Below are 22,111 nucleotides of genomic sequence, written 5' to 3' on the forward strand. Positions count from 1 at the left end.
AAGACGCCTGCGTACGCGATGGCGAGACCGTGGTCGAGCGCACGTGCCGAGGCTGTCCACACTGAAGCCCGCTCGCGGGCCGGTCTACGCCGCTTCCGCCGCGGCCAGACTGTCCCAATAGGACAGTGCGGCCACGGTCCACGCGGTGTGCTGGGCGCGGAACAGGTCGGCGGCCTTGGCGCCGCTCCAGGTCGCGGGGAGCAGGCGCGTGGGTAGTTGCGGGTCGAGGAAGGGAAATCGGCGCCACTCGTGCACGAGCCTGGTCTGCGCGTGCAGGGTGGCCTGTCCTGGCTGGGGGCGCAGGCCGGTGAACTTGTCGATGAACTGTTCGTAGTGGGCTTCGAGTTCGGTGAGGTCCCACGCCCGGCCGATCATCGCGGCCTCGTCGCCGATCCGGCCGTACTCCGCGAGGAACGACAGCACCGGCCCACCGATGTCGAGTTCCGCGATGATCGCCTCGACGTCGGCCTGTCTGCCGGTGTCGGGGCCGATCCACACGCCGGGTGCGGGGGAGCCCAGGCCCGCCCAGGTGAGCCGGGTCCGCACCCGGTGCCGGAGGTCGCGTTGGGACTCCGGCACGGTGAGCAGCACCATCAGCCACCGGCCGTCCCAGTCGCCGTGGTCGCGGCCGAACTCGTAGATTCGCCGCGCCCCTTCGGTGAGCAGGCGCCTGCCGGGCGCCGTGAGCGACCACCGGACCCGGCGGCCGACCCGTTCGGACACCAGCCAGCCCTCGGCGGCGGTGCGGGCCAGCGCCTGGCGGGCGGACTTCTCCTCGACGTCGAAGAACGCGAGGGTGTCGACCAGGGTGGCGGTCCACACCGGCCGGTCGCGGGGCAGGACGTACTCGCCGAGCACGGTCATCAGCAGCGACCGGGCGCTCGCGCCGCTGACCTCGCGCCGCCTGCTGACCGTCGGCCGGGGTGCGCCACCGCTCGCCATCCTGCTCCACCAACCTCGCCAGTGGTGAACATCCTGTCCTACATCGACCGGACCATCGTACCTTTCGTTGCTGGGGCGAAGGTCCCCATCCAGAAACCAACGACATCAATCTGACGTCGATCGCTGTTTACGTAGGAAGTGAATTGGGGTTGCGCAAACGGGGATCTCCGGTTGATACTATGTCAGTCAACATACTTATGGAGGTCTGGATGAGCGTGGTCTTCGTGACCGGCGGCTCGGGGTTCGTGGGCGGCAGGCTGATCGCGCGGCTGGTCGCGGACGGTCACACGGTGCGGGCGCTGGCCCGCAGCGACACCGCCGCCGCGCGGGTCGGCGCGCTCGGTGCGGTCGCCGTCCGCGGCGACATGGACGATGTCGCCAGTCTGCGGACCGCGGCCCAGGGCAGCGACCTGGCCTTCCACTGCGCCGCGCGCACCACCCGCGGCGGCAGCCGGGCCGCGTTCTGGGCCGACAACGTCGACGGCACGGCCAACGTCGTGCGCGCCACCCGCGAGGCGGGCGTGCGCAGGCTGGTGCACGTGGGCACCGAGGCCGCGCTGATGGCGGGCCAGGCGCTGGTCGGCGTGGACGAGACCGCCGCGCTTCGGCCCGACTCGCCCGCCCACTACGCCTCCTCCAAGGCCGCCGCCGAGCAGTTCGTGCTCGCGGCCAACAGCGCCGAGTTCGAGACGATCGTGCTGCGGCCCCGGTTCGTGTGGGGCGCGGGGGACACCACGGTGCTGCCCGAACTCCTCGCCACCGTGGCGGCCGGGCGGTTCGCCTGGATCGGCGACGGGCGCCACCTGATCGACACCACGCACATCGACAACGTGATCGAGGGCCTGTGTCTTGCCGCGGAGCGCGGCCGCCCGGGCGAGGTCTACTTCGTCACCGACGGCGAGCCGGTCGTCTTCCGCGAGTTCATCACCGAGCTGCTGGCCACCCAGGACGTCACCGCGCCCACCCGCTCGGTGCCCGCGGGCGTGGCCAAGGTGGCGGCGGGCGTCGGCGAGGCGGTGTGGCGGGGCCTGCGGCTCAAGGGCGCGCCGCCGGTCGACTACATGAGCCTGTGGTTGTCCAGCAAGGAATGCACCATCGACACCACGAAGGCCCGCACGGAACTGGGGTACGCGCCCGTGCGCACCCGCACGGCCGGGTTCGCCGAGCTGCGCGGCTGACGGCGATGCCGAGACCGCGGTCGCAGTCGCGTCGGCAGATCCTCGACAGTGCCCGGGTTCTGTTGTGCAGACAGGGTTATCAGGGCACCGGCCTGGCGCAGATCGTCGAGCGCAGCGGTGCGCCGCGGGGATCGCTGTACTTCCTGTTCCCCGGCGGCAAGGAGCAGGTCGCGGTCGAGGCGGTGACCGAGTCGGCAGCCGAGTTCGACGGCCTGATCACAGCGGCGTTCGCGGCCACCGACAGCCCGGGGGAGTGGGTCCAGGCCGTGGCCCGGCAGCTCGCGACGTCGTTGGAGTCCTCCGACTACCGCGAGGGCTGCCCGATCACCACCATCACGCTCGACTCGGTCCCGGACTCCGCGCCGCTCACCGCTGCCTGTCGCGCCACCTACGACACGTGGCTCGCCTCGATCACCCGCGGGCTCACCGCGTACGGGGTGCCCGGCGACGACGCGGCCGGCCTGGCGATGTTCATCCTGAGCAGCGTGGAAGGGGCGATGGCGCTGTGTCGGGCCTACCAGTCCACGGTTCCGCTGGCCGAGGCGGAACGCCATGTGCTCATCCTCCTGCGGCCGTACCTGACGGCTACGCCACGGTGATGACCACCCTGGACTTGTTCTCGAACCGGTAGGAGCCGTCGGCGAGCCGATAGGGCTCGGCGGCCTCGGTGATCGCCGCTCGCACCGCGTCCTCGCCCGAGTGCTCGACTGCCGCGGCGGTGCTGCCCGCCGCCATCATGCCCTCGACCAGCGTCTCCCGGTCGGCGGGCGGGTAGGGCATGTCGACCTCGCGAGCCGAGCGGACGACGAGTCCCGCCCGGCGGGCCAGATCCTCCAGCGCGCCCGGCTCCCCGAGGGCGGACGGACTCGCGCGCGGGCCGGGCGGCTCCAGTTCGCGCAGCCGGTCGCCGATCGCGAGCAGCTCGCGGTCCGCGCGGCGGCCCCAGTTGCAGATCGCCACCAGCCCACCCGGCCGCGCGACGCGCTTGGCCTCGGCGAGGGCGGCGACCAGGTCGGCGGCGAAGTGGAAGGCGTGGAACCCGGTGACGACGTCGAAGGTCCCGGCGTCCCACGGCAGGCTTTCCATCGCGCCGACCCGGATGTCGGCGTCCGGGACGAGCTGACGGGCCACCTCGACGGCGCCCTCGGCGGCGTCGATGCCGCTCACCACGGCGCCCCGGTCGGCGGCCAGTCGACAGAACTCGCCCGCGCCGCAGCCGACATCGAGCACCCGCGTGCCGACGCCGATGCCCGTGTCCGCCGCGACCGCCCGCCAGACCGGCCACGAGATCCCGGAGTACAGCCGAGCCGCGATCGCCGCCCGCGCACCCCACGCGGGCCCGTGGACTCCCGCCGTGGTGGGCGTCGACTCGCTCATCACCCCTCCTCGCGTGCGCGAGTGGGCTGGGCGACGAGCAGGTGGGTGGCCGCCGCACCCGGGCCCACCCGCCGGTGATCGATGACCGTCAGGCCCGCGGCGGCGAGCGCCGCCATCAGTGCGGCCACCGGGCGGATTCGGAACCCGCGCGCGGTGACCGGCTCCCGGGCCATCGCCACCGGATCGCCGAAGCCGAGCACCAGCCGTCCGGTCGGGGACGACATCCGTGCCTGCCCGGCGAGGTCGTCGTCGGGGACGAAGTAGACGGTGTTGACCGTCATGGCCCCGTCGATCGACCCGTCGGCGAACGGCAGGTCCGCCATCGACGCCTCGTGCGGCACCAGCCGACCGGCGGCGGCCTCGCGCCGGTGCCGCCGCCGGGCCCGGTCGAGCATCGTCCGCGAGATGTCCACCGCGTGCACGCGGCCACTGGGGCCGACCCGGTCGAGCAGCGGCGGCAGGCTCACCCCGCCGCCGAAGCCGATGTCGGCGACGACCTGACCAGGCGCGGGAGCAGGCGCGTCGACCGCCGCGCGGACGGTGGCGCCGTTGGCGCGGTTGCGCAGGACGCCGACGCCCCGGCCCGCGAGGCCGCGCGGATGGCCTAGCTGCCTGGCGAGACCTGCGAGCATGCTGTCGCGGAGTGCCATGCGCCCATCATCCCCGCCGCGATCGGCGGCCCGCCCGCCCCGGTCACCGGGTCAGCACCTTCTCCGGCGGCGGCTGCACCCGCGGGCCCTCCTCGGCGAGCCCGAACCGCTGGTGCAGGCGCCGCAGCGGGGCGGGTGCCCACCAGTTCGCCTCGCCCGCGAGCCGCATGAAGGCGGGCACCAGGACGCCGCGGACCAGGGTGGCGTCGAGCAGGATCGCGAGGGTAAGCCCGAGGCCCATCAGCTTGATGAACGTCACCTGCGAGGTGGCGAACGCCAGGAAGGTCACCGCCAGCACGCCCGCGGCCGCCGTCATGATCCGCCCGGTCTGCTGCAGGCCGGTGGCCACGGCGGTCGCGGTGTCGCCGGTCTGGTCGTGGTACTCCTTGATCCGTGACAGCAGGAACACCTCGTAGTCCATCGAGAGCCCGAAGGCGATGCAGAACATCAGGATCGGGATCGTGGTGTTCAGCGCCCCGGTCGTGGTGAAGCCGAGCAGGTCGGCGCCGCGGCCGTTCTGGAAGACCCAGACCATGGCGCCGAAGGTGGCGCCGAGGCTCAGGATGTTGAGCACGATGGCCTTGATCGGCACCAGCACGCTGCCGGTCATCAGAAACAGCAGTACGAACGTGGCCAGCGCGACGATCCCGAGCGCGAGCGGGACCAGCCCGAAGATGGCGTCCTTGGAGTCGACCAGGTCGGCGGCCGGTCCGGCCACCAGGATCGGCACCCCGACGTCCAGCGCCCGCAGCCTGGCGATCAGGTCCTCGCCCGCGGCGGACACCGGCTCGACGTCGCTGGAGACCTCCAGGTACGCGCCGCCCGGGTCGCCGAAGCGGGCCGAGCGCGGGTTCGGGTCGGCCACCTTGACGCCCTTGGCGAAGGTGCCCGTGACGGTGTCGACGCGGCTCACCTCGGGCACCGCGGAGATCCGCACGGCGGCCTCGGTGGTCTGCGCTGGCGAGGCGTTCGGGACCACCACGGGGAACGCCCTGGCGGACCCGCCGCCGAAGTCGGCGCGGATGCTGTCGCCGACCGTCCGCGCGACCGAGGACGCGGGCAGGTCGCGGTCGTCGGGCAGGCCGAAGTTCACCCCGAGGAACGGCACCGCCAGCACGGCCAGCAACAGCGCCACGGGGGCGCCGGTGAGCACCGGCCTGCGCATCACCGTGTGCGCCACGCGGTGCCAGAAGCCGTTGTCGGCACTGGCTTTCGCCCGTTTGCGGCCGACCGCGAACCGGTCCACCCGCCTGCCCAGCACGGCCAGCAGCGCGGGCAGGGTGAGCACGGCTGTGCCCGCCGCGATGGCCACCACGGCGATGCCCGCGTAGGCGAACGAGCGCAGGAAGTACAGCGGGAAGATCAGCAGCGCGGACAGCGAGATGGCCACCGTGACCGCGCTGAACGCGACCGTCCGGCCCGCGGTCTGCAGGGTGCGCGCGACCGCGGCCTCGGTGTCGAGCCCCTTGCCCAACTCTTCGCGGAACCGGGAGACGATCAGCAGGCTGTAGTCGATCGCCAGGCCCAGGCCGAGCGCGGTAGCCAGGTTGATCGCGAACACCGACACGTCGGCGGTGAGCGTGATCAGGAACAGCGCGAGGAACGTGCCGAAGATCGCGATGACGCCGACCGCGAGCGGGAGCAGCGCCGCGATCACACTGCCGAAGACCAGCAGCAGCAACACCAGCGTGATCGGGATCGCGATCGCCTCGGCCCGGCCGAGGTCGGCGCCGATCGTCTCGCCGAGTTCGTTGCCCAGCGCGGCGGGCCCGCCGATGACGACGTCGAGACCGGGGCCCGCCTTCGACCCGCTGTAGTCGGCCACCAGCCGGGCGGCGACGACTTCGAGTTCCTCCTCGGTGCCCGCCAGCCCGACCAGCAGCAGCGCCTTGCGGCCGTCGGCGGCGCGCAGCCCCGGATCGCCGGATCGCCAGTAGGACACCACCCGCTCGACGCCGGGTTCGGCCGTGAGCCGGTCGGTCAGCTCGCGCCCGCTCGCGGCAACCGTGGGGGCGTCCACCCCCTCGGCGACGCGGGCCAGCACGACGAGATCCGGGCTGCCCGCGTCGAAGCGGTCGGCGAGCAGCACGCCCGCCTTGGCGGACTCGGCCTCGGGGTCGTCGAAGCCACCGGATTTCACCGCCCCGAAGACGGAGACGCCCGCGATGGCGGCGCAGACGAGGAACAGGGCCGTGCCTGCCAGGACAGACCAGCGGCGACGGAAGGCGAGACGACCGAGGAAGGCGAACATGTACCGGAACGTACTAGTCCGATAAGTATTAGTCCAGAGTGAACTAGACTAAGATTCGGCCAATGACACCCCCTTCGTCCACCTACGTCGTGCTGGGTCTGCTCGCCAAGCAGCCGGGCTCGGGCTACGACACGGCGGCGTTCGCCGACCGGTCGGTGCGGCACTTCTGGCCGATCAGCCGCACCCAGCTCTACAGCGAGCTGACCCGCCTCGAAGGGCTCGGCTGGGTCACGGGCACGACCGTCCAGCAGGACCGCTACCCGGACAAGCGGGTGTACGAGCCCACGACGGCGGGCCTGGCCGCCCTGCGGGCCTGGCTCGACGAGCCCGTGGCGCGCGCGCGGCAGCGCACCCAGGACACGGTGGCACTCAAGACGTTCTTCGGCGCGTACATGGACCCGGGCAGGCTGGCCGATCAGCTACGGCAGTGTCGGGCGGAGGCCGAGAAGCTGCACGCGGAGCTGACCGGCGTGGTCGAGCACCTCGACGCCAAGGGGCCGACCCGGTCGCGCGCGTTCGGCCGGGCCGCCGCGCGCTACGGTGTGCTCAAGGCCGAGGCGACGATCGCGTGGACCGACGAGGTGCGGGAACTGCTTGCGGTGGAAGAAGACCAGGAGGCCGAAGCGGGCTGAGCGCCAGGTTGTCCACTGTGGACGCGAACAAGGACGGGGCGACCGACAGCCGACCGGCTGTGCGGCGCCCCGTCCCGTTCGGACAGTTCGAAGTCCTGATACCGCAACGACGAACACTGGTACTAGGGGCGAAAGTCGTCCGTCGGGCGAGCCGACGGACCTCACATCCGGGACATCCGCAGGTAGCGCCGGATGTCCGACAGCGATGCCAGCAAGACCAAGAGTATGGCGATGACACCGATGCCCAAGAGTCCCAAGAAGATGTAGCCGAGGACGTCCATGACTGGCCCTTCGGTAACTCGTCGTCGGCATGTCCGCGCACGCCGAAACACGTACCTCACATTGTCGCACACCAGATCAAGTCGGGCGCCCCGGCGCGATGCCGGTTCGGGAACGGTCCGGCGTCAGGGCCGCTTGCCCGGGCGGCCGTCCGCGATCACGATTCGGTAGTCCCGCGCCGACTCGGCGTCCGGTGCCAGGTCGAGCGGGCGGTCGAAGGCGAGCGCGGCGCACACCCCGGGGTACTCCGCGGTGCGCACGAACCACGGCTCGGCCGCGACCGGGTCGGGCAGGAACACCACCGTTGCGGTGGCCGCGGCGTCGGTGAAGGCCAGCCACGGCGCGGGCGCGCCGTTGACCGCGACGCCGTCCGGCGTGTGCGCCGCACCGTCCACGAAGGACTCGGCGCCGCGCCAGAACAGCCCGCCGTACCCGGCGCCCGCTCTGCCGCGGGTGGCCGGGCTGCCCAGCGCCAGCGGCGCTCCCGAGGTGTTGCGCAGTCGCAGCGCGAAGCGCAGCACCACCCAGTGGCCCGCCGCCTCGTCGACCCGGTCGATCCGCAGGGTTCGCCGTTCCACGGCCAGTTCCCGCCCGCCCGGGTCCAGCCAGGTCAACTCCTCGGCGATCTCGGTGTCGCTCGGCGGGCTGGCCCACCGGTCGTGCCGGATCACGCCGTGGTCGTCCCGGTCGACGTAGCCCGAACCGTCCACATAGGTCGGTCCGCCCCAGAGGTTGACCTCGCCCGCGTGCGCGACCGCGACGCTGATGCCGGTGTGCCAGGGGTGGTCGGCCGGGCGGTGGCCCGTGACCGGCGCGCCGCCGAGGGTGCGCACCTCGTGGGCGTACGGCCGGGGCGAGCCCGCCGCCGGGGTGTCCGGCGCGAAGACGTACCGCAGCAGTTCGCGCCCGGCGTGCCGCAGGCTGACCGAATCCACTGTCACAGCACGTGTTCGCGGTAGCGGGCGGCGAGCAGGGCGAGCACCTCGTCGCCCGGGGTGTCCCAGATCCGCTGGTTGAAGATCTCCACCTCGATCGGGCCGCGGTAGCCTGCCTGGTCCACCGCCGCGCGCAGCTACCATTGTCCACTGTGGACGAATGGACCGCGGTGGGGTCGTGGCTGGCGGCCCGCCGCGGCACCGGGTACGTCGCGCTGGCGACCGAAGGCGGCGCCCGCCTGGTGCGCGCGGGTGGCACGGCGTTCCAGGAGTTCCGCGCCGCCGGTCGCGGCACCGCCTGGGTGTGCGTGGTGGGCGACGCGGCCCGCGACGGCACGTTCGCCGCCTTCGTCGCCGCGCTCGGTGACCCCGAGTTCGGCGCCGACTCGGTGGCGTACCGGACCCGGCACGGCGTCGCGCTCGCGCTGGACTGGACCGAACCGTTCCTTGTGGACGGCCGACCGGCCGACCTCGGCGCCGACGGGCTCCCGGTCGAGGCGTTGCACCTGGACAACCCGCTCGTCCGGCTGCCGTTCGGGGCGGCGGAACTGGTCATCGGCGAAGATGGGCACCGACACGTGATCGACCTGCGGCACGGCAGGCCGGTGGACTGACGGACCGGAACGTCTGCCGGGCTGTCCGACCGGCGCCGGCCTGGCGGGTGATCTCGGTCGCCGAGGAGAGGAGCGCGGTGTGCGCGCGGTTGTGTTCGAGGAGTTCGGCGTACTTCCCCGGGTGCGCGAGGTCGACGACCCGGTGCCCGGCCCGGACGGTGTCGTCGTCGCGGTCGAGGCAACCGGGCTCTGCCGCAGCGACTGGCACGCGTGGCAGGGCCACGACACGCACGTGGTGCTGCCGCACGTCGCGGGGCACGAGTTGGCCGGGCGGGTCGTCGCGGTCGGCGCGGGGGTGCGGCGGTGGCGCGCGGGCGACCGGGTCACCGTGCCGTTCGTCTGCGCGTGCGGGAGCTGCCCGCAGTGCGCGAGCGGCAACCAGCAGGTCTGCGACCGCCAGTTCCAGCCGGGCGCAACGCACTGGGGTTCGTTCGCCGACCTGGTGGCGCTCGACCACGCCGACGTGAATCTGGTGGCACTGCCCGATTCCCTCGACTCGGTCACCGCGGCGGCGCTGGGCTGCCGGTTCGGCACGGCGTACCGGGCCGTGCTGCGGCAGGGCGCGGTGCGGGCCGGGCAGTGGGTGGCGGTGCACGGCTGCGGCGGCGCCGGGATGTCGGCGATCATGCTCGCGGTGGCCGCGGGCGCGCGGGTGGTCGCGATCGACCTCGCGCCGGACGCGTTGGCACTGGCCGAGAAGCTGGGCGCGGCCGCCGTCATCGACGCCGCGGGCACCGCCGACGTCGCCGCGGCCGTGCGTGCGCTGACCGGCGGCGGGGCACACCTGTCCCTGGACTGCGTCGGGCATCCGGCCGTGTGCGCGTCCTCGGTGGCGAGCCTGCGCAAGCGGGGCAGGCACGTGCAGGTCGGCCTGATGCCGCCCGCGCAGGGCGTCCCGCCGATCCCGATGCACCTGGTGATCGCGAACGAGCTGCAACTGCTCGGCACCCACGGACTCCAGGCGCACGAGTACCCGGCGCTGCTGCGCCTGGTCGAAGAGTCCGAAATGGACCTCGGCAGGCTGGTGGGCGCGCGGATCGGCCTGACCGACGTGCCCGCCGCGCTGGCGCGGATGAACGATCCGGTGCCCGCGCGGGCAGGTGTCACCGTGATCGAACTCTAGCCGGGGCGCCCGCGATGGACGACGACAGCCGGGCGCGTTCGCCGACCACATGGCCGCCACGCTGACCGGCGGGCCACGACCCTGCTGCCGGGCGTCGGCTACCGGCCGCGCCTGTTCGACGCTGCCGACGCGGGCCTGGCTACCAGCGCGGAGTTGGCAGGCCGGGCGGCGAACGTCGCGCCGATGACGGCCATGCTCCGGGCGTTCGGCGGCGTGCTGCCGGAGTTGGAGTGGTGTTTCGCCGACGGCGGCGGGGTGCCGCACGCGGACTTCGCCCCGCACTTCGCGGCCGTGGGGCGCGAAGGCGGGGGACACCTGGCGGCGGGTCCACGACCAGCACCTGGTCGACGGCTTTCTCGGGGCCGTGCCCGAGCTGACCGGCACCCTGGCCGCGGGCGCGCGGGTGCTCGACCTCGGCTGCGTTACCGGGCACGCGGTCACCGTTGCGGCGCGGGCGTTTCCCGCGTCGCGGTTTGTCGGTGTGGACGTCGACGAGCGGGCGATCGCGACGGCCGACGCCGAGCGGGTCCGGTGCGGCCTCGACAACGCCGAGTTCGCCCTGAGCGGCGCTGCGGCGCCGCCCGCCGACCCGACGTCATCCTGGCGTTCGACTCGGTGCGCGACAAGCGCGCGCAGGCCGAGGTGCTGCGGCGATGTGGGGCGCCGAGGTGGCCCACCGGATGCTCACCGCCGCTGGGCTCGGCTGGTCGAGGTGTTGGCCTCGCCGCGGCCGAAGAACGGCGTCTACGCCTGCCGGGCCTGATCGGGGGTTCGCGGCGGCCGACTGGAGTCGCGGTACGCGGACGCCTGGATCTCGAACAACTCGTGGTAGCGGCCGCGGCGCGCGATGAGTTCGTCGTGGGTGCCCTGTTCGGCGATCCTGCCCTTGACCAGCACCAGGATCCGGTCGGCGTTGCGGATGTTGGCCAGCCGGTGGGTGACCAGCACGGTGGTGCGGCGGCGGCCATCCCGGCCGTCCGCGGCGTGCTGGAGCCCGGCGAACACCCGGGCCTCGGCCTTGGCGTCCAGCGCCGCGGTCGGCTCGTCGGCGACCAGCACGGCGGCGTCCCGGTAGATCCCGCGGGCGATGCCCATCCGCTGCCACTGCCCGCCGGAGAGGTCCTGGCCGTCGTTGAACTGTTTGGACAGCAGGGTCTTCTCCCGCAGCGGCAACGAGTCCAGCACCTCGTCGGCCCCGGACTTGGCGATCGCGCCCGCCCACGCCGCGCCGTCGGGGTCGTCGCGCCCCAGCCTGCCGACGGTGATGTTGTGCCCGGCGGTCATCGGCCACTCGGCCGGTTCCTGGGCTATGACGGCGATGTTGCGGTGCACCGAGTGCGGATCGGCGGTGGCCAGGTCGATCCCGTCCCAGCAGACCCGGCCCGCGCTCGGCGGGTAGAGGCCGGTGAGCAGCTTGCCGAGGGTGGTCTTGCCGGACCCGTTCTCACCGACCAGCGCGACCACCTCGCCGCGCCGGATGGTGACGTCGATGTCGTGCAGCGCGGGGGTTCGCTGCCCGGGATAGCTGAACGACACGTGCTCCAGCCGGATCTCGGCCGGGTCCTCTGGCGCGCTGACCGCGGACTCCGGCGGCGTGCGCAGCGCGGACTCGGCGAGCAGCTTGTTGTAGTAGTCGATGTAGAAGGAGTCCTCGTAGAGCAGGTTCACCGCGCGCGTCGCGGTGGACAGGGCGCTCGACGCGGTGCGCATGGCCAGCACCGCGGTGCCCGCGAGCGCGAGTTCCATCGCCCCGGTGTAGAGCAGTGCGCCGAGCACGACGTAGGCCGCCGCGGTGCCCGCGCCCGCGGCCGCCCGCCCGGTCAGCCGCACCAGGTTGCTGCGGTGCGCGAGCCGGATCTGGTCGTGCGTGAGGCTGGCCGCGACCCGCCGGTACTCGGCGAGCAGCCGCGGCTGCAGGGTGAGCGCGTGCCGCTCCAGCGCGAGCACGCGCCAGGTGGCGGCCTCCTCGACCACCGACTTGCGGATGTTGCGGGTGACCGTGTCCAGGAAGTGCTGGTAGTTCAGCCGCGCCACCCGCGCGGCCGCCCAGCCGTCCGCCGCGGCGGCGAGCAGCAGCACCGGCGCGAGCCACGGGTTGAGCACCGCGGCGATCACCATCGCCGCGACCACCGAGATGCCCGCCGAGACCAGGTCCGCGATCTGGCGCAGGCTGTTCTCGATCGAGCGCACCCCGTGCCGCGCGCCCTGCCGTGCCAGCTCACGGAAATCGGCGTCCTCGAAGGCGAGCAACTCGACCCGGACCACGGCCGCGGTCACCTCGTCGTCGGCCGCCGTGGTGACCATCGGGCGCAGCATGCCCTCGACCGACGCGACCGCGGTGTCCAACAGCGCGCGCACCGCGTACGAGGCGACCACGAGCGCGATCGCGGGCAGCGACTCGGCCACCCGCGCCGGGGTGGGGCCCTGCTGGAGCAGCGCGGTGAACACGTCGGCGGTGGCCAGCAGGCCGAACGCGGTGACGCAGCCGGACGCCACGTGCACCAGCCCGGCGAGCAGCGTCAGCCGCCGCGAGGTTCGCCAGGCCAAGCGCAGCACCACGGCCACCGCGGTGGGCAGCGTGCGCACCGCCTGGCCGAACCCGGCGGTGGCGACCCGCTCATCGATCTTCGCCCACGACGGCATGGCGACGTTCTCCACGCCGATCAACGGCTCCTGCTCAGCGGTCACTCTCTTGTTTTACCTTGCCGCACCGACAATTCAGCCGAACGCGCTGAGCAGGTGGTACATCAGCAGGAGTTGGGTGATCGCCATCGGCTCGCTGCGCTGGGTTGGCGTGAGCTGCCCGAGGCAGGACGGCGGCTCGCCCGGCTGGTCCAGGGACGACCAGATCGCCTTCTGCACGGTCTGGCTCTCCTCGGTGGGCACGTATCCGTGCACGTGCAGGGTGTCGCACGGCCTGCCGTCGGAGTCGCGCTCCAGCTTGAGGTGGATCGCCTTGTGCAGCGTGGGAACGACGACCGCGTTGAGGTCGGGGTGCCGGATCGTGGAGCGCAGCATGAGTTCGGCCGACAGCGGCGTGTCCGGCGGGTCCCGGCGCGACGGGATGGGCGCGAACCGCACCACGATGTCGGCGAAACGCTGCTGCGGCCGGATGAACTCCGCCGACTCGGCCTCCCGCCGGTCCAATTCGTCGCGCACCTGCCGCTCGGCGTAGCCGCGTTTGGTGGTGTCGCGGCGGATCTTCCACTCGCGCCGGATCTCCTCGGGCGGATCGAGGAAGACGGCCACCTCGAAACAGGCGCGCGCGAGCTTGGTGTAGAGCGGAAGCAGGCCCTCCACGATGATGAAGTCGTTGGGCTCCACCACTTCCGGGCGCGCCAGCTCGCCGGTGCTGTGGTCGTAGACCGGTTTGAGGATCGGCTGCCCGGTGGCCAGCAATTGCAGGTGCTGGGCCATGATCTCCAGGTAGTTGCAGTCGGGGTGCAGCGCCGTGAACGGCTTTCCCTTGCGCTCCAGGCGATCGAAGCGGTGGTAGTCGTCGACGCACACCGCGGTGCAGCGGTCCGGTCCGAGCGCCCGCACCAAACCCTTGGTGAGCGTCGTCTTCCCGGCCGCGCTGTCCCCGGCGATCGCCAGCAGCACCGGACGGCGAGGTCCGTGGTCCGCGGCCGCCCGCGCGAGTCGAAAGGTCTTGTCCGGCATGCTCTCACCGCCCGTCGAGTTCGAAGCTAGCCCGCGGCGGCGCACGTGGCGCCCCCCGCCGCGGGGAGGAGCGAGGGGAGCCGTCGCTCGACCTGACACTGCGTAGTTGGTGCCGTATGGTTTCCGTTGTGGCGCAAGCGCCGGTGCGCATCGTGCTCGTGGACGACCACGAGATGGTCCTGCAGGGATTGAAGTCGATGCTGACCCCGTTTCGCGGCCGGATCCGCGTCGTCGGACAGGCGACCACGGCCGAGGACGCGGTGGGCGTGGTGGCGGGCCTCGATCCCGACATCGTGCTGTGCGACGTCCGACTGCAGGGCGCCAGCGGTCTGGACCTGTGCAAGCGCCTGCTCCAGGTCGACCCGGTCCGCAAGGTCGTGTTGCTCAGCGTGTACGACGACGAGCAGTACCTGTTCCAGGCGCTGCGCGCGGGCGCGGCGGGCTACCTGCTCAAGCAGATCACCGGCGAGGAACTGGTCACCCAGCTCGAACGGGTGCACTCGGGCGAGCGCGTGATCGACACGGCGCTCGCGGGGCGGGCGGTGGAGACCGCGGCCCGGTTGGCCAGCGGCGAGTTCTGGCCCGGCGCGCGCCAGGGCCTCACCCACCGGGAGAGCGAGGTGCTCTCGTTCATGGTCACCGGGATGTCCAATCGGGGCATCGCCCGCAGGCTCGTCGTCGGCGAGGAGACGGTGAAGAGCCACCTCCGCGCGATCTACCGCAAACTGGAGGTTTCCGACCGGGCGGGCGCCGTCGCGGTCGCGCTGCGCGAGGGGATCTACCGGTGACCGGCGGGGACACCGACCTGGAGCGGGAGAACGCGCTGCTGCTCGCGATCATCCAGGCGACCTCGGAGGGGCCGGGAGTCGAGCCGCTCGCGGCCGCGGTCGCCAAACTGATCGCCGATGCCACCGGGACCGACGCGTGTTTCGTGCACGTGCTCGACGACGCGGGCCGCTCGCTCACCCTGGCAGGCGCGACGCCGCCGTTCGACATCGCGGGCCAGGTGCTCTCCCCGCTGGGCGTCGGGATCACCGGCTGGGTGGCCAGCCACCACGAGCCGGTGGTGATCGTGGAGAACAAGGAGGCCGACCCGCGCTACCGGCCGATTCCGGTGCTGCGCGGCTCGGAGTTCACCTCGATGGCCTCGGTGCCGATGGCCAGCGACCTCGCGGGCCTGGTCGGCGTGCTCAACGTGCACACCCGGGAGCGCCGCGAGTTCACCGAGCGCGACCTGCGGCTGCTCACCATGATCGGCCGGCTCGTCGCGGGCGCGGTGCACCAGGCGCGGCTGCACCGCGGGCTCGCGGGCCGCGAACGCGCGCACGAGCGGTTCGTCGAGCAGGTTGTGGCCGCGCAGGAGGCCGAGCGGCGCAGGCTCGCCGCCGACATCCACGACGGCATCTCCCAGCGGTTGGTCAGCCTCGGCTACCACCTCGACGCCGCCGACCGGACCGTGGCCGACGACCCCGCGTACGCCGCCGAGCAGATCGTGCTCGCCCGCAGGCTGGCCGACCTCACCTTCGAGGAGGCCCGCGCGGCCATCGGCGGACTGCGGCCGCCGGTGCTCGACGACCTCGGCCTCACCGGCGGCCTGGCCAGCCTCGCCCGGTCGGTGCCGAACCTGAAGATCGTCCTCGACCTGAGCGACGCCCGGCTGCCCGAGCACGTCGAGGTCGCGCTGTATCGGATCGCCCAGGAAGCGCTGCAGAACGTGCAGAAACACGCGGGTGCCGCCGCGGTCCGGCTGGTGTTCGAGGTCGAGCATTCCGCGGCCCGTCTGGAAGTCCGTGATGACGGCGCGGGTTTCGATGTCGACGCGCCGCCGTCGACCTCTGGCGGCTACGGGTTGAACAGCATGGCCGAGCGGGCGGAGTTGATCGGCGGCACGTTGTCGGTCCGGTCGCGTCCTGGCTCGGGGACGACTGTCGTGGCCGTCGTGCCGCTGGGCGCGGGCTGCTAGTCGGGCGCGGGTTTCCAGCCGCCGTCGGTGTCGGAGAGCAGGTGTTGGATCAGCAGTTCCGTGCTCGCGGTGCTGTCGACGTGGGTGACGGCGTGCCACGGCCGGTCCAGCGGGGTTCCGGCGACCGGCAGCTCGATCAGCAGCCCGGCGGCGAGTTGCCCGGCGACGGCCTCGCGGGAGGCCATGGTGACGCCGAGGCCGGCGATCGCGGCGGCCACCGCGGCGCCGTGCGAGCCGAGGGTGAGCTGCGCGGGCACGACGTCGAGGGTGCCGAGCAGGGCGCGGCAGGTGGCCCGGGTGCCGGAGCCCTCCTCGCGCAGCAGCCAGGTCGCCCGCTCGGGGCTGAACTCGTCCGCGAGCGTCGGCGGACCGACGACCACGAGCGTGTTCGGGCAGACCGCGCGGAGCCTGCCGCGCAGACCGTCCGGCTGCCTGCCCGCGACCACGAGATCCACCTCGTGGTGGGTGAGCATCGGCCAGACCTGGTCGCGCGGGGCCACCTCCAGGCGGAGCTGGATGCGCGGGTGCCGCGCCCGGAACGACGCGAGCAGGCCCGGCAGCACGTGTTCGCCCGCGGTCGTGACCGCCGCGATCCTGACCAGCCCCTCGTCCGGGCGAACCTGGTCGCGCGCGGCGGCGGCGGCCTGTTCGTGCAGGCCGAGGATGGTGCGGGCGTACCCGGCGTACATCGCGCCCGCCGCGGTGAGCCGCACGCCGCGGCCGTCGCGTTCGAGCAGGGGCACGCCGACGTCCTTGACCAGCGTGGTGATCGCCGCGGACACCGCGGACTCGGTGATGTAGAGCCGTTCGGCCGCCGCGCGGACCGAGCCGGTGTCGGCGACCTCGACGAAGGCCCGCAGCCGGGCGTTGGTGGTCACGGGTCCGGTTCCGCGAGGAACACCCTGCTGGACAACAGATCCGCCGGTTCCAGCGTGGTCAGGTCGGCCAACCCGACCTCGGCCGCGGCGCCGTCCATCAGCCTGCGCGCCTGGCGCAGCCGGGCCCGCTCGACGGCGTTGCGGACGCTGCGGGCGTTGGCGAAGCGGGGCTGCCGCGAGCGGCGTTCCAGGTAGTCGTGCAGGACGCGCAGCGCGGGCGGGGAGAACTCGTAGCCCAGCTCCGTGGCCATCATCTGTCCTATGTGGTCCAATTCGTCGACAGTGTAGTCTGGAAAGTCGATGTGGTGGGCGATCCGCGAACTCATCCCCGGGTTGGACCGGAAGAACTCGGCCATCCGGTCGGCGTAGCCCGCGAGAATCACCACCAGGTCGTCGCGGTTGTTCTCCATCACCTGCAACAGGATCTCGATCGACTCCTGGCCGTAGTCGCGCTCGTTGTCCGCCCGGTAGAGGTAGTACGCCTCGTCGATGAACAGCACGCCGCCCATGGCGCGTTTGATGACGTCTTTGGTCTTGGGCGCGGTGTGCCCGACGTACTGGCCCACCAGGTCGTCGCGGCCGACGGCGACCAGGTGTCCCCGGCGCAGATAACCCAGCCGGGCCAACAGATCCGCCATCCGCACGGCCACCGTGGTCTTGCCCGTGCCCGGACTCCCGGTGAAACACAGGTGCAGGTTCGGCCGCTGCGCCGCGATACCGAACCGGGCGCGCACCCGGTCCACCAGCAGCAGCGCGGAGATCTCCCGGATGCGCTCCTTGACCGGTGCCAGGCCGACCAGCTCGCGGTCGAGGGTGTCCAGCAGTTCGTCCACACCGGACTGTTCGCGCTCGGTCGCCAAGTCCACCAAGGCATCGGCGGGCAGGTTCACCGCGGGCGGGTCGTCCTCGGCGGCCGGCCGCGCCTCGCCAGGGCGCGCCATCCCGAAACCGCGCCGCGACGGGTCCACCGGTCAGGCCCGCGGGTAGCGATCGCCCGCGGGCCGCTGCACCGCGTAGGCGTGCGTCGTGTAGCGGACCTGCCGGTCGCGGCTCTCCTGCCGGTCCAGCCGGAAGCCCGGCTCGCCGTCCGGGCGCTGCACGAGGAACGACAGCGCCGTGGTCTGCCTGCCCAGCCGGGCATCGTAGGCGTTGAGCTTGACGTAGTGGTCCGGGTGCGCCGCGCGGCAGGCGTTGACCTCCAGCAGCACCCCGGCCGCGTCGGCCAGGTCGAACATCGGCAGGCCCCACATGTCCCAGTAGGAGTTGCGCGGGTGCGGGTCGTCGGTGAACTCCACCGACAGTGGCCAGCCGTTGTCCAGCGCGTAGGTGATCTGCGCGGTGATCTCGGCGTCGGTGAGGTCCGCCAGGTAGGAGAACGTGCCCTGGGTGATGCGCATCGGGTTGCCCCTGCCTCAGACGCTAGTCGGCGTCGCGACGACGTCGGGGGTGTCGGTGGACGCGTAGTTGAACGTGATGTCGCCCCAGGTGGCCAGCGCGACGTCGAGTTCGCGGTTCTTCCTGGCCGCGGCCTTGAGGATGTCCTCGCCCTCGGCGTAGAAGTCGCGGCCCTCGTTGCGCGCCTTGATCACGGCCTCCACCGCGACCCGGTTGGCCGTGGCGCCCGCCGCGATGCCCATCGGGTGGCCGATGGTGCCGCCGCCGAACTGCAGGATCACGTCCTCGCCGAGGTGGTGCAGCAGTTGGTGCATCTGACCGGCGTGGATGCCGCCGGAGGCCACCGGCATGACCCCGGGCATCGAGGCCCACTCCTGGTCGAAGTACAGGCCCTTCACCGGATCGGCGGCGACGTGGTCGAGCCGCAGCGTGTCGTAGAACCCCGCCACCATGTTCGGGTCGCCCTCCAGCTTGCCGACCACCGTGCCCGCGTGGATGTGGTCCACGCCTGCCAGCCGCATCCACTTGGCGATCACCCGGAAGCTCACCCCGTGCGTCTTCTGCCGGGTGTAGGTGCCGTGCCCGGCCCGGTGCAGGTGCAGGATCACGCCGTTGCGCCGCGCCCACTTGGCCATCGACTGGATCGCGGTGTAGCCGACGGTCAGGTCGATCATGACGATGACGCTGCCGATCTCCTTGGCCATCTCCGCGCGCTCGTACATGTCCTCCATGGTCGCGGCGGTCACGTTGAGGTAGTGGCCCTTGATCTCGCCGGTCTCGGCCTGCGCCCGGTTCACCGCCTCCATGCAGAACAGGAAGCGGTCGCGCCAGCGCATGAACGGCTGCGAGTTGATGTTCTCGTCGTCCTTGGTGAAGTCCAGCCCGCCGCGCAGTGCCTCGTAGACGACCCGGCCGTAGTTGCGGGCGGACAGGCCCAGCTTCGGTTTGGTGGTCGCGCCGAGCAGCGGCCTGCCGTACTTGTTGAGGTACTCCCGCTCCATCACGATCCCGTGCGCGGGTCCCTGGAACGTCTTGACGTAGTGCGTCGGAATCCGCATGTCCTCCAGTCGCAGCGCCACCAGCGCCTTGAAGCCGAACACGTTGCCGATGATCGACGAGGTGAGGTTCGCGATCGACCCCTCCTCGAACAGGTCGAGGTCGTAGGCGATCTTCGCGATGAACTGCCCCGGTGTGCCCGGCACGGCCGCCACGCTGTAGCACTTGGCCTGGTAGTGCTCGTAGGCCGTGAGCCGGTCGGTCCACACCACCGTCCACGTCGCCGTCGACGACTCGCCCGCCACCGCCGCGCCCGCCTCCTCGGGCGGCACGCCGGGCTGGGGGGTGATCCGAAAGGCCGCGAGGACGTCGGACGCCTTCGGTTCGTAGTCGGGCTGCCAGTAACCCATCTCCGCGTACGGGATGACCCCGGCGCTCCAGCGCTCCGCCACCTGGTCCTCCTCGCTGACCTCGTGAAGTTCAGCGTGACCCAGGTGGTTCACATTGTCCATCAAGGATCAGCGGCTAACCGTCAACCGATCGTTCAACTGTCCAGGTGGGTCATCGCGACTTGGCGGGCCGCCTGCGGCCGAGGACGAAGGGGAGCCTGCCGCCGGTTGTCGCGGGGGTCGGTGGTGGGGGTGCGGCGCCGGAGTGGTCGGGGGCGGCCACGAGTTCGCCGGTCGGGTCGAGGCGGACGAGTACCGACTCGCGGGCCCAGCGCTCTGGCGCGAGTCTGCCGTCCGGGGCGTTGAGGCGTTTGGCGTGCAGGGTGGGGATCACCTCGGCCCACTCCGGGCTGCCGGGCTGGACCGTGGTCACGGTGCCCACCCAGGTGACCAGCCGCTCGCCGGTGGTCTTGCTGTGCACGGTGACCGTCACCCGGGACGCGTCGGTGAGGCCGCGGATCGGCTGCTCGGCCCCGCCCGCGAGCACGTAGGCGCGGCCGTCGTGCCAGTGGTGCCAGGTCGGGGCGGCGCGGGGCAGGCCCGGTGTGCCGATCCAGACGAGCCCGGCGGTCCGGGTGGCCTCCGCGACCAGGCTGGGAATCCGGTTCATCGACGCCGCCATCCTGGGGACGGGTGCACCGCCCGCTGGAGTTCGGGCAGCTCCGCGAGGACGGCCTCGCGCAGCGCCGCGTAGTCCTCGGTAGGCATCGAGTGTAGCGCCGCGGCGTCCGGCGGCAGGTCGAGCTTGAGCGACCAGCTCCCGACCAGCAGCCCCAGCAGGTCCACCAGGTTGTCCGTCGAACCCCGCGCCCCCAGCAGGTACCGCTGCAGCTTGCGGCGCTCGCGGATGGAGAAGGTGAGCGGATCGCGCAGGACCGCCCACTCGCCGTCGCCCAGCGGGACGCGCTGGCCCGCGAGCAGCACGTCGCGCACGGACACGACGCCCAGCACCCGGGTGGTGTCGTCGGTGACCACGAGGTGGCGGATGCGGCGCGCGGCCATCTCCGCCGCGGCCTCGTAGACCTCCCAGTCCGCCCCGATGGTCACCACCTCGCGGGTCATCACCGCGGCGGTCTCGGTGTCGTCGGGATCGAGCGCCTCCGCGACGGCGCGCAGCACGTCCCGCTCGGTGACGATCCCGGCGAGGACACCGTCCGCGAGCACGACGGCCGAGCCGACCCTGGCCTCGACCATCGTGCGCGCGGCGGCGCGGAGCGAGTCGGCGGGCGCCACCGAGATGGTGTCGCTCGCGAGGAGGTCGCCGATCTTCACGCCGACCGCTCCCGGTTCGCGGCGGGCTCGGCCGCGAACGTCCAGTCCGGCAGCTTGAGCCGGTACCGCTCGTCGTAGTGGAACAGGCCGCGCTCCTCGTCGAAGTCGACGAACTTCGGCACGGGGAGATCTCGGGGGAGCGGGCATGCCCGCCCGAGATGGGCCCGGAACTCGTCGGCGAACTGGGCCACCGCGCTGCGGACCAGCGCGGCCTCCCCCGTCGGCAGGGCGCACCGCTGTCCGCCGGTCACGGTGGCGCACTTGGCAAGCATGGTGTCGAGGTCGGCCTCGGTGCCCTCGCCGCGGTCGATCCGGTCGAGGCAGCCGGTGATCGACTGGGTGCCCTGCTTGCAGGCCGGGCACTGCGCGCAGGACTCGATCGCGAGGAACCGGGAGAACGCCAGTGTGGCGGCCACGACGCAGGCCGAGTCGTCGTAGACCACGAAGCCCGCCGACCCGAGCCCGAAGCCGGCGGCGTGCATCGAGTCGAAGTCCAGGGCCGTGTCGAGGTGGTCCGCGGTGAGCATGGCGCCCGACGCGCCCGGGACGACGGCCTTCACCCGCCTGCCGTCCGCGACTCCGCCGCCGATGAGGTCGATCAACATTCGCAGGGGCAGCCCGAGCGGCAGTTCGACCACGCCGGGTGTGCGCACGTCGCCGGAGATGGTGAACACCGCCGTGCCAGGGGAGGTGTCGGTCCCCGACGACCGGAACCAGTCCGCGCCGCGGCGCAGGATCTCCGGCACGTGCGCGAGGGTCTCGACGTTGTTCATCACCGTGGGGTTGGGCGAATCCCGCTTGGCGAACGGGCCGATCCGGTACGGCGGGAAGATCCGCGGCAGCGGCGCGGCGCACTCGATCACCTCGATGGCGGCCTTCTCCTCGCCCAGCAGGTACTCGTCCGGGCCGAAGACGAGCTGGATCGGGACCTGGCCGAGCAGGCCCGCGCCGTTCATCTCGTCCAGCGCGGCGAGCAGCCCGGCGATCTCGCGCTCGAACCGCCGTTTGATCACCACGAAGCCGCGGCTCGCGCCGACCGCGTACCCGGCGATCGCCAGCCCTTCGAGCACCTGGTAGGGGTTGCGGCGCAGGATGAAGCGGTCCTTGAAGGTGCCGGGCTCGCCCTCGGCCGCGTTGGCCACGACGAAGGTGGTCGAGCAGGGGGTGTCGCGCACGGTGGCCCACTTGGTCGCGGTGGGGAAGCCCGCGCCGCCCCGGCCGCGCAGTCCGGCGGCCCGGAGTTCGCCGATCACCCATTCCGGTGACGACTGGCCGGCCTTGGCCAGCCCTTCGCCGCCGCCGAGGGCGCGATAGTCGGCCAGTGTCGCCACGTGCTCGGTCACGGCCTGGACGCGCTCGCCGCCGACGGTCATGTCGTTGACCTCCCCGAGCTGCGCGCAGGCCGTCCTGCATATCCGACGCTAGTCAGCGGGGCGCCGCTGTCTTCCCCTCGCGGGGGTAGATCGGGGGGAGGGCCGATCCTCAAGCAACCGGTTGACGATTGACCGTCAATT

Annotated in this window: 24 protein-coding genes; 8 read left to right on the plus strand and 16 right to left on the minus strand. The window is 72.4% G+C overall.

All coding sequences use genetic code 11. From position 1 onward, the window contains the following. Positions 1 to 84: 84 nt before the first annotated feature. Positions 85 to 942, minus strand: coding sequence for a PaaX family transcriptional regulator (locus tag ACT4N7_RS01355; protein ID WP_444826683.1), 858 nt, complete (start codon positions 940 to 942; stop codon positions 85 to 87). Positions 943 to 1,151: 209 nt separating this feature from the next. Here ACT4N7_RS01355 and ACT4N7_RS01360 point away from each other — a divergent pair, with 209 nt between their 5' ends. After that, positions 1,152 to 2,120, plus strand: coding sequence for an NAD-dependent epimerase/dehydratase family protein (locus ACT4N7_RS01360; protein WP_444826684.1), 969 nt, complete (start codon positions 1,152 to 1,154; stop codon positions 2,118 to 2,120). 5 nt (positions 2,121 to 2,125) lie between these two features. Then, complete coding sequence (locus tag ACT4N7_RS01365; RefSeq protein WP_444826685.1) at positions 2,126 to 2,719, plus strand: TetR/AcrR family transcriptional regulator; 594 nt, start codon at positions 2,126 to 2,128, stop codon at positions 2,717 to 2,719. Here the strand turns inward: ACT4N7_RS01365 and ACT4N7_RS01370 are convergent. Genes ACT4N7_RS01370 through ACT4N7_RS01380 form a run of 3 tightly spaced genes read right to left on the minus strand, consistent with a single transcriptional unit; the run spans position 2,706 to position 6,398 of the window. Next, complete coding sequence (locus ACT4N7_RS01370; protein ID WP_444826686.1) at positions 2,706 to 3,497, minus strand: class I SAM-dependent methyltransferase; 792 nt, start codon at positions 3,495 to 3,497, stop codon at positions 2,706 to 2,708. The two genes, ACT4N7_RS01365 and ACT4N7_RS01370, sit on opposite strands and share 14 nt — an antisense overlap. Next, positions 3,497 to 4,147 (minus strand): class I SAM-dependent methyltransferase, encoded by a 651-nt coding sequence (locus ACT4N7_RS01375; RefSeq protein ID WP_444826687.1) that lies wholly within the window; start codon positions 4,145 to 4,147, stop codon positions 3,497 to 3,499. The genes ACT4N7_RS01370 and ACT4N7_RS01375 overlap by 1 nt, the downstream gene beginning before the upstream one ends. Positions 4,148 to 4,190: 43 nt before the next feature. Beyond that, complete coding sequence (locus ACT4N7_RS01380; RefSeq protein ID WP_444826688.1) at positions 4,191 to 6,398, minus strand: MMPL family transporter; 2,208 nt, start codon at positions 6,396 to 6,398, stop codon at positions 4,191 to 4,193. Positions 6,399 to 6,460: 62 nt separating this feature from the next. On the opposite strand from ACT4N7_RS01380, the gene ACT4N7_RS01385 reads away from it, so the two are divergent. Further along, positions 6,461 to 7,030: a PadR family transcriptional regulator gene (locus tag ACT4N7_RS01385; protein WP_444826689.1), complete on the plus strand. Its 570-nt coding sequence runs from the start codon at positions 6,461 to 6,463 to the stop codon at positions 7,028 to 7,030. A 161-nt stretch (positions 7,031 to 7,191) separates the two neighbouring features. On the opposite strand, the gene ACT4N7_RS01390 is transcribed toward ACT4N7_RS01385, so the two are convergent. The 3 genes from ACT4N7_RS01390 to ACT4N7_RS01400 all read right to left on the minus strand — a co-directional run bounded on the left by ACT4N7_RS01390 (position 7,192) and on the right by ACT4N7_RS01400 (position 8,369). Beyond that, the gene (locus ACT4N7_RS01390) at positions 7,192 to 7,311 is read right to left on the minus strand and encodes a DUF6893 family small protein (protein ID WP_444826690.1); all 120 of its coding nucleotides are present in this window, start codon (positions 7,309 to 7,311) and stop codon (positions 7,192 to 7,194) included. 123 nt (positions 7,312 to 7,434) lie between these two features. Further along, positions 7,435 to 8,244 (minus strand): PmoA family protein, encoded by an 810-nt coding sequence (locus tag ACT4N7_RS01395; RefSeq protein WP_444826691.1) that lies wholly within the window; start codon positions 8,242 to 8,244, stop codon positions 7,435 to 7,437. Positions 8,245 to 8,246: 2 nt separating this feature from the next. Further along, positions 8,247 to 8,369, minus strand: a complete 123-nt coding sequence (locus ACT4N7_RS01400; RefSeq protein WP_444826692.1) for a hypothetical protein — start codon at positions 8,367 to 8,369, stop codon at positions 8,247 to 8,249. Between the two features lie 27 nt (positions 8,370 to 8,396). Between ACT4N7_RS01400 and ACT4N7_RS01405 the strand changes: the two genes are divergently transcribed. The 3 genes from ACT4N7_RS01405 to ACT4N7_RS01415 all read left to right on the plus strand — a co-directional run bounded on the left by ACT4N7_RS01405 (position 8,397) and on the right by ACT4N7_RS01415 (position 10,744). Next, a complete protein-coding gene (locus ACT4N7_RS01405; RefSeq protein WP_444826693.1) occupies positions 8,397 to 8,858 on the plus strand; it encodes a hypothetical protein in 462 nt (153 codons plus the stop codon). A gap of 79 nt (positions 8,859 to 8,937) precedes the next feature. Next, positions 8,938 to 9,981, plus strand: a complete 1,044-nt coding sequence (locus ACT4N7_RS01410) for a zinc-dependent alcohol dehydrogenase family protein (RefSeq protein ID WP_444826694.1) — start codon at positions 8,938 to 8,940, stop codon at positions 9,979 to 9,981. A gap of 364 nt (positions 9,982 to 10,345) precedes the next feature. Continuing rightward, positions 10,346 to 10,744: a methyltransferase domain-containing protein gene (locus ACT4N7_RS01415; protein ID WP_444826695.1), complete on the plus strand. Its 399-nt coding sequence runs from the start codon at positions 10,346 to 10,348 to the stop codon at positions 10,742 to 10,744. On the opposite strand, the gene ACT4N7_RS01420 is transcribed toward ACT4N7_RS01415, so the two are convergent. Then, positions 10,726 to 12,669 carry an ABC transporter ATP-binding protein gene (locus ACT4N7_RS01420; RefSeq protein ID WP_444826696.1) on the minus strand — a complete coding sequence of 648 codons (1,944 nt, stop codon included), beginning with the start codon at positions 12,667 to 12,669 and terminating at the stop codon, positions 10,726 to 10,728. The genes ACT4N7_RS01415 and ACT4N7_RS01420 overlap by 19 nt on opposite strands. Before the next feature lie 30 nt (positions 12,670 to 12,699). Then, entirely contained in the window at positions 12,700 to 13,644 is a 945-nt protein-coding gene (locus ACT4N7_RS01425) for a phosphoribulokinase (RefSeq protein WP_444826697.1), read from the minus strand. Between the two features lie 128 nt (positions 13,645 to 13,772). Here ACT4N7_RS01425 and ACT4N7_RS01430 point away from each other — a divergent pair, with 128 nt between their 5' ends. Then, a complete protein-coding gene (locus ACT4N7_RS01430) occupies positions 13,773 to 14,432 on the plus strand; it encodes a response regulator (RefSeq protein WP_444826698.1) in 660 nt (219 codons plus the stop codon). Next, entirely contained in the window at positions 14,429 to 15,607 is a 1,179-nt protein-coding gene (locus ACT4N7_RS01435; protein ID WP_444826699.1) for a GAF domain-containing sensor histidine kinase, read from the plus strand. Before ACT4N7_RS01430 ends, ACT4N7_RS01435 begins: the two co-directional genes overlap by 4 nt. On the opposite strand, the gene ACT4N7_RS01440 is transcribed toward ACT4N7_RS01435, so the two are convergent. The 7 genes from ACT4N7_RS01440 to ACT4N7_RS01470 all read right to left on the minus strand — a co-directional run bounded on the left by ACT4N7_RS01440 (position 15,604) and on the right by ACT4N7_RS01470 (position 21,970). Then, complete coding sequence (locus tag ACT4N7_RS01440) at positions 15,604 to 16,485, minus strand: LysR family transcriptional regulator (RefSeq protein WP_444826700.1); 882 nt, start codon at positions 16,483 to 16,485, stop codon at positions 15,604 to 15,606. The genes ACT4N7_RS01435 and ACT4N7_RS01440 overlap by 4 nt on opposite strands. Further along, on the minus strand, positions 16,482 to 17,426 hold the full coding sequence (cbbX, locus tag ACT4N7_RS01445; protein ID WP_444826701.1) for a CbbX protein: 945 nt from the start codon (positions 17,424 to 17,426) through the stop codon (positions 16,482 to 16,484). The genes ACT4N7_RS01440 and cbbX overlap by 4 nt, the downstream gene beginning before the upstream one ends. A 30-nt stretch (positions 17,427 to 17,456) precedes the next feature. Further along, a complete protein-coding gene (locus ACT4N7_RS01450; protein WP_444826702.1) occupies positions 17,457 to 17,882 on the minus strand; it encodes a ribulose bisphosphate carboxylase small subunit in 426 nt (141 codons plus the stop codon). A 15-nt stretch (positions 17,883 to 17,897) separates the two neighbouring features. Next, on the minus strand, positions 17,898 to 19,328 hold the full coding sequence (locus ACT4N7_RS01455; RefSeq protein ID WP_444826703.1) for a form I ribulose bisphosphate carboxylase large subunit: 1,431 nt from the start codon (positions 19,326 to 19,328) through the stop codon (positions 17,898 to 17,900). A 109-nt stretch (positions 19,329 to 19,437) separates the two neighbouring features. Next, complete coding sequence (locus ACT4N7_RS01460) at positions 19,438 to 19,935, minus strand: hypothetical protein (protein WP_444826704.1); 498 nt, start codon at positions 19,933 to 19,935, stop codon at positions 19,438 to 19,440. Continuing rightward, the gene (locus ACT4N7_RS01465; RefSeq protein ID WP_444826705.1) at positions 19,932 to 20,597 is read right to left on the minus strand and encodes a CBS domain-containing protein; all 666 of its coding nucleotides are present in this window, start codon (positions 20,595 to 20,597) and stop codon (positions 19,932 to 19,934) included. The genes ACT4N7_RS01460 and ACT4N7_RS01465 overlap by 4 nt, the downstream gene beginning before the upstream one ends. Next, positions 20,594 to 21,970 carry an NADH-ubiquinone oxidoreductase-F iron-sulfur binding region domain-containing protein gene (locus tag ACT4N7_RS01470; protein WP_444826706.1) on the minus strand — a complete coding sequence of 459 codons (1,377 nt, stop codon included), beginning with the start codon at positions 21,968 to 21,970 and terminating at the stop codon, positions 20,594 to 20,596. Before ACT4N7_RS01470 ends, ACT4N7_RS01465 begins: the two co-directional genes overlap by 4 nt. Positions 21,971 to 22,111 lie beyond the last annotated feature (141 nt).

Source organism: Actinokineospora sp., assembly GCF_052390155.1.
GTDB lineage: Bacteria > Actinomycetota > Actinomycetes > Mycobacteriales > Pseudonocardiaceae > Actinokineospora.